Origin of the sequence: Pseudomonas frederiksbergensis (assembly GCF_017114915.1) — a bacterium.
Taxonomy (GTDB): Bacteria; Pseudomonadota; Gammaproteobacteria; order Pseudomonadales; family Pseudomonadaceae; genus Aquipseudomonas; species Aquipseudomonas frederiksbergensis_I.
In genome coordinates this window covers 185,367-198,113 of the sequence record NZ_JAAUOE010000007.1, presented here as the reverse complement: position 1 = coordinate 198,113, position 12,747 = coordinate 185,367, and the positions used below count along the sequence as shown (strand labels likewise).

Sequence of the window (12,747 nt, the reverse complement as noted above, 5' to 3'; positions counted from 1 at the left end):
GGCATCACCGCCATCATCCAGTTGGTCGGTGTGACCAACATCGATAGCGGCGACATTGTCTAAACATCACTGAGGGCAAACGGCCTGGCTCCCATAAGGGGCCAGGCCGTTTTCATTTGGGCCGTTTCGTTCCTGAGCCAACAAGACCCGACGAGTTTCCCGGGTTCAAGGGGTGCGAAGCCTTTGACACCAGGCACACCAACGCCGCCGCAAACAGCCCCTGGTGCTGCTGCACATCTAAACAATGGGTCAGGGTGTTTTGGGTCGGATAGAGGCTATTACCGCCATTGCCGGGCGTACAGGAACACGTTTGTCCCCTGCCCCATGACTGCGTGCGCCGCACATTGGCACGCACCCGTCAGTCCGGTCAGTCCGATTGCGCCCGAGTGGACTCGGGAGGGTCTTCGTTATTGTCGGTGAGCCCGTGTTTCTGCGCGTACATCAGCAAATCAATGCGATTAACGAGATGAAGCTTTTGATAGATGTTGCTGAGGTGGTTGTGCACGGTGTGCTCGCTGATGCCCAGGCGCCCGGCGATGCACATGTATTTGGCGGACGGATCCCCCACGATGGCGCGAATCAGTTCCCTCTCGCGCAGCGTCAACTGCGCCTGTTTCACCTGCTCCAAACTGCGTTTCAAGGGCATATGCCCGGTCGCGGCATAGCCGGAAAGCCCAACGGCCCAGGATCTGTTCAGTCCGATGTCACGATGGTGGACCTTGACGATGGCGCGGATGATCGATTCCGTCGGGTCTTCTGCCAGCACGATGCCACGTGCGCCCGCTTCTATCGCCTGGGCAACGGGGATGGTTTCGTACAGGCCCTTGAGCACCAGCACTTTCATTTCGGCGCTACGGGCGAGCCCCGTGATGACCGCCAGCGGGTTCAGCGCATCCGGAAAGAAACTGAAAAAAATGACATCGGGACGCAACTGATCGGCAAGGTCCAGCGCATTGGTATAGGTGGTGGCCTGGCCGCTCACTTCCATCTGAGGCTTCCTGGCATTGATCACGTCTTGAAGACCCATGAGAACGAGGGGACGACAATCGATCAGCATCACACGTATTGGTTTTCTTTGGGCCGTCATTACTTTCCTGACTCCCGTGAACAATGGACTATGGACTGCAAACGCTGGCCTTTCTGGATCAGCAGCTCGCCGGGCAAAGCCATCGAAAACAACATAAATAGGAATAATCATCAATGGCTTGCGCATGATGATGGGCTGCTACCAGCCGCTCAACTGAGTCTAGGCCAGCACAGCGCGCTGCCGGCCCGCCCTTCCGCCGGTCGTCGACTCACGCCTCATGCGGGTAGCCCGGCCGACACTCCCGAGAGCTCCTCACCCCTAGAAAATCAAGGTCTTAGGCTCACTGGGACCACCTGCGAGCAACGTCTGTTTCCGATCAAAATCGTCAATTAACCGACGAATGGTGCATGAACAATTACAGAAATAATAATGGCGTCAATTTATCGGCGAAATCTGCCTCGCCGGTGAGTGGGACGCGCATTGAAAAACCGGCCTGGCAGCGTCCAGTCAGGCCGGGGATACAACATCGGTATTGTCTGGCGGGATCAGGGGGAAGTGAGGTTTTGGGCGGGGCTGCCGGGGCTCAACCAGGCATTGACGTTTTCGACACCCTCGGCGGGCGGCTTTCCTGCCCAGCGATTGAGCGTCAGGACATTGGTAATGAAGTCGTATTGCGTCTTGAGCAGATCACGACGAGCCCGGAATTCGTTGCGTACGCTGGTCAGTACATCGACGGCATTGACCATGCCGTAGGTGAGCGCTTTCTCCGCCGCCACTCTGGACAGCTGCGCCGAGGCCAGGGCATTGCGGCTTGCACTGATCTTCTCTGCGCTCGAATTGGCGGTCAGGTAAGCGCTGGTGATCTCCTTGACCACCCGGCGCTGGACCGATTCCAGCTGCTGCTCGGCCGTAATCTGATCCTGGTAGAGCCCACGCACCCTCGCTGAGGTTGAGCCGCCGCTATACAGCGGCACTTGCACACCAATACCGGCGACGTAACTGTCGGTACGCGGCGCCAGAGCGTTGTTGTAGCCCTCGTTGGTCTGCTGCGCGCTCAGGGTAAGGCTCAAGGTCGGATAGTGCCCGCCCTTGCCGCTGCGCAACGCTGCGCCCGCTGCTTCGACACCGCTTTCGTTGGCCTTGAGCGCCGGGTTCAGCGCCATGCCCTCGCGCACCCAGCTTTCAAGGCTCTGCGCCGAAACCCGTAATTGCACGTCATCGCGAATCCGGTTGAGCTTTTCCTTGACCGGCCGGCCGACGATCTCCGCCAGTGCCTCGCGACTGATACTGGCCTGGTTCCGGGCATCGAGCTCCTGCGCCGCCAGCAAATCTACCCGGGCCTTGAGGTCGAGCTGATCGGTGATCATTGCCATCTGCTTTTCGTACAACGCATTGACCCTGTCCAGACTCTTTTGCGTGGTTTGACGCTCCGCCCTCACCAACTCCAGTTCATCCTCGGCCGCCAACGCGGCAAAGTAACGCTGCGCCAGTTCCACCGTGGCCTCGGCCTGGGTTTCCAGCGCTTCCGATTCGGACTGCTTGGCCAGGCTTTTAAATTTTTGGTAGTTCTCCCACGCGGCCTTGTTGTAGAGGTACTGACGCAGCACCAGGCTGTAGTTTTCGCTATCGTAACTCTGCTGCACCAGATCGCTTTCCTGATGGATCCGATTCGTCCCGGCGTTGAGCGATACCTGCGGCAACAGCGCACCCAAGGCCTCGCGCTGATGTTCCTGGCCCGCCTTAGCTCGCGAATAGGAGGCCAATACCCGCGGATCTTCCAGCCGGGCCTCGCGATACAACTGCATGAGGTCGGTGGAAAACGTCGAGGCACTGACCGCGGTCGGCGTTGCGGCAGAGGTTTGCGCCAGGACGACACCCGCTGCAAGCATGAATGCACCGCCCATCAGAACTACCGGCGCGCTCACGGTCATTCCTCGATCATCGATTGAGAGATGGCATCACGGGCCGGCTGCATCAAGTACTGCAGCAGCGTTCGTTCCCCGGTGATGATCAATACGTCCGCCGGCATCCCCGGCAACAACTTGCGCTCACCCAAAGTACGCACACCGGCCTCGGTTACCCGGACCCGCGACAGGTAGTAAGCGGTGCCGGTCTTTTCGTTGGTCAGCCGGTCAGCCGATACGCTGATGACTTCGCCTTCGATCACCGGAGTGGTCGAGCTGTTGAACGCGCCGAAACGGATATCGGCGCGTTTGCCGATGGCGACACGATCAATATCGACCGGGGCTACCTGGGCCTCTATGACCAGTTCGGAAACCGATGGAACGATGTCCAGCAGCGGCGTCGCCGGGCTGACGACACCACCATTGGTGTGCACTGTCATGCCAATGACCATACCCGCCTCGGGTGCCCGGATGACGATACGACTGAGCCGGTCTTCCAGGGCCGAGGTTTTCTCTTGCAGGTCATACATTCTGGTCTGAACCTCGGTCAGCTCCTTGACGACCTCGGCACTGAAATCCTTGTCGATTTGCAGAATTTGCAGCTGTGTTTCGTTGATCTGCAGACGGGTCCTGTTAATCGTGGAACGGTGATCAGCCACCTCCGACCTGAGCATCCCCAGCTTGCGCTCCTGCTCGAGCAGACGTTGTTTGTCAACGAACCCTTGTTTCAGCATGTCGGTCAACTCGTTGATTTCACCGCTGTAGGACTTCTCCAGATGAACCTTGACACCGATCATCGATTCCAGCCCCTTGATCTGTTGATTCAACTGGCCAATACGCTCGCGCAGCACCGATATCTGGCCCAGCCGCGAACGCTGCCGAGCGTTGAATACCTGCGTCTCGCTGTGGCGCGCTTCCACTACTCGCAGACTGGCGGGATCGGCTTTTTCTCCAAAGCCGATCGCCGGCAGCGTATCGCGCTCGGCTCTGAGTCTTGCCTCCATGGCTCTGGTCGCGATCAGTTGGCTTCGGGTCATCTCGTATTCGAAGCGCAGCTGAGCATCATCAAGAATGATCAGCGGAGCACCACGCTCGACGATGTCGCCGTCACGGGCCAGTACCTCTTTGACGATGCCACCTTCAAGATGCTGGACCGTTTTTCGGTAAGCCTGCACGGTGACCACCCCAGGCGCGTAAACAGCACCGTCGAGCGGCGCGACCGCCGCCCAGGTGCCGAACACGCCGAAGATCGCCAATACAATGCCAAAACCCAGGCGACGTATTTTTCGATCGGATACTGCCAGGTCGGCGAAGCTATCCGTTTGAGGACTGGGAATCATAGGGTTCATTGACATCGCCCTTACAGGTAGCGACCGAAGCAATGCTAGCGCCTGCCTGGGTTGCATGCTTTTTCGCCAGTTGCGTGAGTTCGGCCAGCACCTGCTCGCGTGGCCCATAGAGACTGATGGTGCCACCGCTCATCACCATGAGCCGGTCAAGCTGGGACACGATGTTGGTTCGGTGGGTAATCACAAAAAGGGTTGCTCCGGTCTGCTTGAGCTGCTGGATGGCCGCCACCAGGGCGCGATCCCCAACTTCGTCGAGATTGGAATTGGGCTCGTCCAGGATAATCAGCCGCGGGTTGCCATACAGCGCACGGGCCAGGCCGATGCGTTGGCGCTGCCCTCCCGAAAGCATGACGCCCTCGCTGCCAATGACGGTGTCATAGCCATCGGGCAGCAGCAGAATCATTTCGTGAACGCCAGCAATCCTGGCCGCCTGAATGACTTTCTCGGAATCGACTTCGGCGAAGCGGGCAATGTTCTCGCTGACGCTGCCTTCGAACAATTCAATGTCCTGGGGCAAGTAACCTATATGCGGCCCAAGCTCGCGTTTGTCCCACGCGCTGATGTCCGCCCCATCGAGCCGGACCACGCCATGCTGCGGCGCCCATACCCCCATCAGCGCCCTGGCCAGTGTGGACTTGCCCGCGGCACTTGGACCGATGATTCCAACAACGCAGCCGGCAGGTACGCTGAAACTTACGTTGTTGATGATCGGGGTTTTCGAGCCGGGTGCCGCGACGACTAGATTCTCCACCTGCACGTGCCCCTGAGGCGCAGGCAATGACATACGCTCGGGCTCAGCCTGTTGTTTGTCGAGGATGTCGTTGAGACGGCTGTACTGCGAACGGGCCGCAATAAAGCCCTTCCAGCTGCCGATGATCAGATCGATGGGGGCCAATGCGCGCCCTAGCAGTATGGCCCCGGCAAACACCATGCCAGCCCCTACCTGATTGTCCACGGCCAGATACGCCCCCAGACCCAGGACCAGTGATTGCACCAGGATCCGGAAGGTCCTGGAAAGTGCGCTGATGATGGAACCTCTATCGCTCGCCCCGGACTGCAGCGACAGGACGTTTTTTTGACGACGCCCCCAACGGTCGATAAGGGTTTCAAGCATGCCCATGGACTCGATGACTTCGGCGTTGCGCAGATTTTTCGTGGTGTAGAGCGTCGCGCCGATATGCTCCTTGTTAGCCTGGGCAAGTGCCGGCCCCGTCAGCTTCTCATTGATAAACGCGAGCATTAACAACAACAGCGCACTGCCCGTCGCTACCCAGCCAAACCAGGGATGAAACATGAACATCACAGCGATATAGATAGGCAACCAGGGCGCATCGAAAAAGGCGAACAATCCATTACCGGAGAGAAACTGCCTCAAGCCCGTCAAGTCGTTGAGCGACTGGGCCGAAGCATCCATGCCGCCACTTTCCAGAGCCCGTTTGAAACTGGCCTTATAGACCTGGCGACTGAGCAACACATCCAACCGGGTACTGACCCGAACCATGATGCGCGAGCGGATCCATTCCAGTGAGCCGAGCGTGATCACCAGCCCGGTCATGATCAGTGTCAGCATGGCCAGGGTCGTCAGACTGCCGCTGGTTATCACTCGCCCATACACCTGAAGCATATAGAAGGTAGGAACGAGCATTAGCGCATTGATGAAGAAGCTGAAAAAGCCAACAGAAACAAAGCTGTCCCTACAGGCTTTCAACGCAGTTTGCAGACTGTTTTCAGGTGTGCTTTGCATTGAAACCCCTGCTCGAAAAGCCGTACTCCGTGGAGCTTAGATCATGCCGAAGGACTGTGCGCAGCAATGGACAGGGCAACGCTCATTCAGAACGATCCTGAAACCGCGCCCGATACCGCCCCGGGCTCTCCCCCGTCCACTTCTTGAACGCCCGATGAAACGCACTCGGCTCCTGAAACCCCAACTGTTCGGCAATATCGCTGATGCTCGCCTTGCTCTGGCGCAACCGTTCAAGCGCCACCCCGCGCCGCACTTCATCCTTGATTTCCTGATACGAACAGCCTTCACGTCCCAGTTTGCGGCGAAAGGTGCTGGGGCTCAGGCTCAGTTCCAGGGCGAAGGTCTGCAAGGTCGGCCATTCGCTGTACTGGCTGTGGCGCAGGCGCTGATGGACCTGCGACGCCAGCCCATGTTGGTTGCGGAAGCGGATCACCAGCCATTGCGGCGCGGTGCGCAAAAACACTTTCAGCGAGGCAAGGTCCTGAACCACCGGCAGTTGCAGGTAGTCACTGGCGAACTCGATTTCAGTGCATTCGGTGCCAAAGGTCAGGTTGGGGCCCCAGAGCAAGGCATCATCACGCAGCGACAAACGCTGATGGCGAAAGTCCGCGCGATCGATAGGAATGCGTCGCCCGCCCAACCAGCACAGCAGGCTGATCATCAACACCAAGAAGGTTTCTTCACCCAGCCGGCTGAGCTCGCTGTTCTGCGAGCGGGTCTGCAAGGTGATGACCGCACGCTTGCCACGCACACTCAACGTGCCGCGAAAATCACGCAGGAACAGGGCGAAATTGGCCAGGCACTGACGCAGGGCTTTTTCCAGCGTCGGCTCCTGAATCAATGCCCGACAGATCAAGGCAAAACCGCCCGGCGGCATACCATGGGAGTCCAGCTGGAAAAATTCGTCGTTCAACTCTCGAATCTGCACCAGCCACAACGCGGCGAAAGCCGTGGCCGGCACCCGTGCCGTCGGCTGCTCCATCAGTGCCGGATCAATGCCCACCTGTTCAAGGACTGACCGCAGACGCTGCGGCTTATCACGCAGCGCATGGATCATGGGATACATGAAGTAAACCGCCACCGAATCCGTTTCCCGCATTTGAACGCCTCTCTCACATCTGAACATGGCAAAAAACGCCATCACCCTTGAACAGTTTTGGCATAGGCCAGTGGCGCCGCTGATTCTAGACTCATGCCCAACAAAAAAGACCTCTTCAGGGAACCAACATGAACCATTCCGATATTTTTGTAGTGAGCGCTGTCCGTTCTGCCATCGGCAGCTTTGGCGGCTCACTCAAGGATGTGCCGCCTATTCAGTTGGCAACCGACGTTTGCCGCGCCGCTATCGAACGATCAGGCCTGGCGCCCGAACACATCGGTCATGCGGTGATGGGGCATGTGATCCCGACCGAGGCGCGCGATGCCTACATCTCCCGGGCCGTAGCGATGAATGCCGGCCTGCCGAAAGAAACCCCTGCGTTTAACGTCAACCGTCTCTGCGGTTCGGGTTTGCAGGCGATAGTCAGTGCCGCGCAAAGTCTGATGCTGGGGGATGCGGGCGCTGCGCTGGCCGGTGGCGTCGAGTCCATGAGCCGAGGCGCGTACTTGTTGCCGCAGGCGCGTTGGGGCGCACGAATGGGCGACATGCAGGCCATCGATTACATGCTTGGGGTACTGCAAGACCCGTTTGCCGGTTTCCACATGGGTATCACCGCTGAAAATATCGCCGAGCACTATGGCATCACGCGTCAGACCCAGGATGAATTGGCGCTTCTGAGCCAGCAGCGTGCGGCCCGGGCGATTGCCGAAGGGCGTTTTTCCGGGCAGATCGTGCCGATCGAAGTAGCGACCCGCAAAGGGACGGTTTCGTTCGCGACGGATGAGCATGTACGGGCTGAGGTCAACGCCGAGCAATTGAGCCGCATGAAACCCGCCTTCAAAAAGGACGGTAGCGTCACCGCCGGCAATGCGTCCGGCCTCAATGATGGTGCCGGCGCACTGATCATGGCCACGGGCCAAACCGTTCAGGAACAAGGCCTCAAGCCCATGGCCCGACTGGTGGGTTATGCCCACGCAGGCGTTGAGCCTTCAATGATGGGGCTGGGACCGATTCCCGCCACCCGCCTGGTACTCAAGCGCGCCGGCCTGACCGTTGCCGACCTTGACGTGATCGAGTCCAACGAAGCCTTCGCCGCCCAGGCCTGTGCCGTAGCGCAAGCGCTGGGCTTCGATCCGCAGAAGGTCAACCCCAACGGTTCGGGCATCTCGCTGGGCCATCCGGTGGGCGCCACTGGCGCGATCATCGCCACCAAAGCCATTCACGAACTGCATCGCTGTCAGGGTCGTTATGCCCTGGCGACCATGTGCATCGGCGGCGGCCAAGGCATCGCCGTGTTGTTTGAACGGGTTTGATCACAAGGACATGCACATGAACCTACAGAACATCGGCGTCATCGGCGCCGGCACCATGGGCAATGGCATCGCGCAAGTCTGCGCCCTGGCCGGCTTCAATGTGACCTTGATCGACATCTCGGAGAGTGCCTTGCAAAAGGCTCTCGTAACCGTGGACAAAAACCTCGATCGGCAAGTTGCCAAGGACACGCTGACCCCAGAGCAAAAGCTCGCTGCCCTCGACAGGATTCGTACCAGTACCGATTACAACAGCCTGCAAAACGTGCAACTGGTGATCGAAGCCGCCACCGAAAACCTCGACCTGAAACTGCGCGTGCTGCAACAAATCGCCGCGCAGGTCAGCGCCGAGTGCGTGATCGCCTCCAACACGTCATCGCTGTCCATTACCCAATTGGCCGCCAGCGTGAGCCGGCCTGAGCGCTTCATTGGTCTGCACTTTTTCAACCCGGTGCCGGTGATGGGCCTGATCGAAGTGATTCGTGGCCTGCAAACCAGCGACGCCACCCACGCCCTGGCGCTGGACATGGCCACGACCCTGGGCAAGACCGCGATCACCGCGGGCAACCGTCCGGGCTTCGTGGTCAACCGGATTCTGGTACCGATGATCAACGAAGCGATCCTGGTGTTTCAGGAAGGCCTGGCCAGCGCCGAAGACATTGACGCCGGCATGCGCCTGGGTTGCAACCAGCCCATCGGCCCCCTGGCTCTGGCCGATCTGATCGGCCTGGACACCGTGCTGGCGATTCTTGAAGCCTTCTACGACGGCTTCAATGACAGCAAATACCGCCCCGCTCCACTGCTCAAGGAAATGGTCGCCGCCGGCTACCTGGGACGCAAAACGGGGCGTGGCTTCCATGCCTATGCCTGAGCGTTGCTCACGTTTCGCCGAATACCGGGACAAGGTGCTGGAGCTCTTTGCCAGCAAGGGTTTCGGTCAGGTCGGCATGCGTGAGCTCGCGACGAGCCTGGGGCTCACCCCGGGCTCGCTGTATCACCATTACCCCAGCAAGCAGCACTTGCTGTTCGACCTGATCGAGGAGTTCTATGAAGAGCTATTGGCCACTCTGGGTCGCCTCGAGCAACAGTCGCCGGCAAAACGCGACAGACTCAACCATTTGATCCGCGCGCACCTGAATATGCATCAGGAAATGCCCTGGCATTTTCGTCTGGTGGAGCGTGACAGCGGCTGCCTGAATGAAGAGCAGCAGGCACAGGTCCGGCAACTGCGCGAGCAGTACGAACGCAAGTTGCTGCTGATCCTGGGTGTCCGCCCCCGACTCAGTGAACAGGGCCTGTTGGCCGCCGGTCACGCCATTGCCTCCTTGCTCAACAGCGCGCCCAGTTGGCTGACGCACTATTCGCTGGATGAGCGAGAGCGCGATAACCTGATGGAAACCATGGTGAGTGGCGCCATCGAGCGGTTGCTGTCGCCAAGACGCACACATGAGGCGATAAGCCTCGCCCCACCTTTAGAAAAAACATCCAAAAAAATCCAGACACCCGCCGCGTTTTAGTGACGGCAAAGGCCCGTGCGCTTGGGTCGACGGTGGAGACTTCACCAGCTCGCCACCGAGTGTTCAGAGCCTTCCCTCTCGATTGTTACCATCACTGCAACAGTGTTTCTCCTTTTCGGCAAATGACAATTTGTCGCAGGGCCCGTTTTTTTTGATATCTTTGCGCAATTAACTAGTTAGTTAACAGCTTTCAGACTTCCCTGAATGCATCGCCTTGGGCCGTGTCAGCGACGATGCGCAGGCCTTGAAAGCTCCCTCTGCAACTGCTGTCCAGGAAACAGCTCCCAAGGCTGTTGCCTTCACTGCTCTTAACCCTCCCCACAAACGTTCATGCGTCAGTAGGATCATGCAACATGGCTAAGTCTCGACCTTCGGCATCCGTCAGTCGCTGGCCCATCTGGGTCGTCGCCTTCGGCGTGCTGGTATTTGGATTATTCTTCGCGGCAGGTGGTGGTTACCTCGCCACGCTGGGTGGCAGCTGGTACTTCCTGCTCGCCGGTTTCGGTTTGATCGTATCGGCCGTACTGCTTTTCAAGCAGCGTCTGCAGGGTGCCTGGCTGTTCGCGGCGGTGATGGTGCTGACCGTGATCTGGGCGCTGGCCGATGTCGGGCTGAACTTCTGGCCACTGATCTCTCGCTTGTTCGCCTTGGGCGTGCTGAGCCTGTTGGTGGCGTTGGTCTACCCCCACCTGCGCAAGGCCAATAGCCTGGCCAGCGGTCGCAGTGGCTACGCTCTGAGCGGTGTGCTGGCAATCGCCGTGGTTGCAGGTGGAGCCGGTATGTTCGTCCCCCATGCCCCTGTCTCGCCGACCGGTGACGGCCCAGGCCTGACAAAGGTCGACCCTGCCAAGGCCCAGAAAAACTGGGAACACTACGGTAACGACGAAGGCGGCAGCCGCTTCGCCGCGCTGGACCAGATAAACCGTAGCAACGTCTCGAAGCTGGTGCCGGCATGGACCTACCAAACCGGGGACATCGCGATCAGCGACGGCAATGGCGCCGAAGATCAGCTGACGCCGTTGCAGGTTGGCGACAAGGTGTTCATCTGCACCCCGCACAACAACCTCATCGCACTGGATGCCGACACCGGTAAACAGCTATGGAAAAATGAGATAAACGCCAAGGCACGTGTTTGGCAACGTTGCCGCGGTGTCGCCTACTTCGACGCTACCGCCGCGGTCGCCCAGCCTGCGGACGGCAGCACACCTGCCAAGCCCGTGTCGGTACCGGCCGGCGCCAATTGCCAGCGCCGTCTGCTGACCAACACCATCGATGCGCGCCTGATCGCAGTGGACGCCGACACAGGGGCGTTCTGCCAGGGCTTCGGCAACAATGGCCAGGTTGATCTGAAAGCCGGTCTCGGCGACGTCCCTGACGCCTATTACCAGCTGTCATCGGCACCGCTGATGGCCGGGACCACCGTGGTCGTAGGCGGCCGTGTCGCCGACAACGTCCAGACCGACATGCCAGGTGGCGTGATCCGTGGTTTCGACGTCGTCACCGGCGAAATGCGCTGGGCATTCGACCCGGGAAACCCCGAAGACAAGCAGGCTCCGGCTGCCGGCAGCACGTATGTGCGCAGCACCCCCAACAGTTGGGCACCGATGTCTTACGATCCGGCGATGAATACCGTGTTCTTGCCGATGGGCAGTTCGTCCACCGACATCTACGGTGTTGAACGTACCGCACTGAACCACAAGTACGGCGCTTCCGTGCTTGCACTGAACGCAACCACGGGCGAAGAAAAGTGGGTCTACCAAACCGTCCACAACGACCTGTGGGACTTCGACCTGCCCATGCAGCCAAGCCTGATCGACTTCACCAAAGCTGACGGCAGCAAGGTGCCCGCCGTCGTGATCGGCACCAAGGCCGGTCAGATCTTCGTGCTTGACCGCGCCACCGGCAAACCGCTGACCAAGGTGGAAGAGGTGCCGGTCAAAGCGTCGAACATCCCGAACGAACCTTACTCGCTGACTCAACCGAAATCGGTGGGCATGCCAGAGATTGGCGCGCAGACGCTGACCGAGTCGGACATGTGGGGGGCGACGCCGTTCGATCAACTGCTCTGCCGTATCTCGTTCAAGAAAATGCGTTACGACGGGCTGTACACCGCACCCGGCACCGATATCTCGCTGAGCTTCCCGGGTTCGCTGGGAGGGATGAACTGGGGCGGTATCTCGACTGACCCGGTACACGGTTTTATCTTCGTCAACGACATGCGTCTGGGCCTGTGGATCCAGATGATTGCGGCGAAGAAAGATGCCAAGGCCTCTTCCGGTGGTGAAGCACTGAACACCGGCATGGGCGCGGTACCGCTCAAAGGCACCCCGTATGCAGTGAACAAGAACCGCTTCCTGTCTGTCGCCGGTATCCCTTGCCAGGCACCGCCCTTTGGCACACTCACCGCGATCGACATGAAAACCCAGAAAGTCGCGTGGCAAGTGCCGGTTGGCACCGTCCAGGACACTGGCCCGTTGGGTATCAAGATGCATCTGCCTTTGCCGATCGGCATGCCGACGCTGGGCGGTACGCTCTCCACCCAGGGCGGCCTGGTGTTCATTGCCGGTACACAGGACTACTACTTGCGCGCCTTCAACTCCGCCAACGGCGAAGAGGCCTGGAAAGCCCGGCTGCCCGTGGGCAGCCAGGGTGGCCCGATGACGTATGTGTCGCCGAAAACAGGCAAGCAGTACATTGTCATCACCGCGGGTGGTGCGCGTCAGTCGCCCGATCGCGGCGATTATGTGATCGCTTACGCGCTGCCTGACAGCAAGTAAGCCAGTAACACCTGAAACCG

9 protein-coding genes are annotated in these 12,747 nt (G+C 59.4%); 4 read left to right on the top strand and 5 right to left on the bottom strand.

What is annotated here, in order from left to right; all coding sequences use genetic code 11:
• Positions 1–367: 367 nt before the first annotated feature.
• The 5 genes from HCU66_RS08285 to HCU66_RS08265 all read right to left on the bottom strand — a co-directional run bounded on the left by HCU66_RS08285 (position 368) and on the right by HCU66_RS08265 (position 7,123).
• Positions 368–1,087, bottom strand: coding sequence for a response regulator transcription factor (locus HCU66_RS08285; RefSeq protein ID WP_205888022.1), 720 nt, complete (start codon positions 1,085–1,087; stop codon positions 368–370).
• 485 nt (positions 1,088–1,572) lie between these two features.
• Positions 1,573–2,952, bottom strand: coding sequence for a TolC family outer membrane protein (locus tag HCU66_RS08280; RefSeq protein ID WP_205888012.1), 1,380 nt, complete (start codon positions 2,950–2,952; stop codon positions 1,573–1,575).
• 2 nt (positions 2,953–2,954) lie between these two features.
• On the bottom strand, positions 2,955–4,280 hold the full coding sequence (locus HCU66_RS08275) for an HlyD family type I secretion periplasmic adaptor subunit (protein WP_205888021.1): 1,326 nt from the start codon (positions 4,278–4,280) through the stop codon (positions 2,955–2,957).
• Positions 4,246–6,024, bottom strand: a complete 1,779-nt coding sequence (locus HCU66_RS08270) for a type I secretion system permease/ATPase (protein WP_205888011.1) — start codon at positions 6,022–6,024, stop codon at positions 4,246–4,248. The genes HCU66_RS08275 and HCU66_RS08270 overlap by 35 nt, the downstream gene beginning before the upstream one ends.
• 82 nt (positions 6,025–6,106) lie before the next feature.
• Positions 6,107–7,123, bottom strand: coding sequence for an AraC family transcriptional regulator (locus HCU66_RS08265; RefSeq protein ID WP_205888010.1), 1,017 nt, complete (start codon positions 7,121–7,123; stop codon positions 6,107–6,109).
• 128 nt (positions 7,124–7,251) lie between these two features.
• Here HCU66_RS08265 and HCU66_RS08260 point away from each other — a divergent pair, with 128 nt between their 5' ends.
• From HCU66_RS08260 to HCU66_RS08245, 4 genes are all read left to right on the top strand, one after another.
• Complete coding sequence (locus HCU66_RS08260; protein ID WP_205888009.1) at positions 7,252–8,436, top strand: acetyl-CoA C-acyltransferase family protein; 1,185 nt, start codon at positions 7,252–7,254, stop codon at positions 8,434–8,436.
• A 16-nt stretch (positions 8,437–8,452) separates the two neighbouring features.
• Entirely contained in the window at positions 8,453–9,304 is an 852-nt protein-coding gene (locus tag HCU66_RS08255; protein ID WP_205888008.1) for a 3-hydroxybutyryl-CoA dehydrogenase, read from the top strand.
• Positions 9,291–9,950 (top strand): TetR/AcrR family transcriptional regulator, encoded by a 660-nt coding sequence (locus tag HCU66_RS08250; RefSeq protein WP_205888007.1) that lies wholly within the window; start codon positions 9,291–9,293, stop codon positions 9,948–9,950. The genes HCU66_RS08255 and HCU66_RS08250 overlap by 14 nt, the downstream gene beginning before the upstream one ends.
• 353 nt (positions 9,951–10,303) lie before the next feature.
• Positions 10,304–12,727 carry a glucose/quinate/shikimate family membrane-bound PQQ-dependent dehydrogenase gene (locus tag HCU66_RS08245; RefSeq protein WP_205888006.1) on the top strand — a complete coding sequence of 808 codons (2,424 nt, stop codon included), beginning with the start codon at positions 10,304–10,306 and terminating at the stop codon, positions 12,725–12,727.
• The last annotated feature ends 20 nt before the right edge of the window (positions 12,728–12,747 follow it).

Bases quoted from the DNA above. Each gene is read 5' to 3' on its own strand.
- HCU66_RS08285 (WP_205888022.1), bottom strand. From the start codon at position 1,087: ATGACGGCCCAAAGAAAACCAATACGTGTGATGCTGATCGATTGTCGT.
- HCU66_RS08275 (WP_205888021.1), bottom strand. From the start codon at position 4,280: ATGAACCCTATGATTCCCAGTCCTCAAACGGATAGCTTCGCCGACCTG.
- HCU66_RS08270 (WP_205888011.1), bottom strand. From the start codon at position 6,024: ATGCAAAGCACACCTGAAAACAGTCTGCAAACTGCGTTGAAAGCCTGT.
- HCU66_RS08265 (WP_205888010.1), bottom strand. From the start codon at position 7,123: ATGCGGGAAACGGATTCGGTGGCGGTTTACTTCATGTATCCCATGATC.
- HCU66_RS08260 (WP_205888009.1), top strand. From the start codon at position 7,252: ATGAACCATTCCGATATTTTTGTAGTGAGCGCTGTCCGTTCTGCCATC.
- HCU66_RS08255 (WP_205888008.1), top strand. From the start codon at position 8,453: ATGAACCTACAGAACATCGGCGTCATCGGCGCCGGCACCATGGGCAAT.
- HCU66_RS08250 (WP_205888007.1), top strand. From the start codon at position 9,291: ATGCCTATGCCTGAGCGTTGCTCACGTTTCGCCGAATACCGGGACAAG.
- HCU66_RS08245 (WP_205888006.1), top strand. From the start codon at position 10,304: ATGGCTAAGTCTCGACCTTCGGCATCCGTCAGTCGCTGGCCCATCTGG.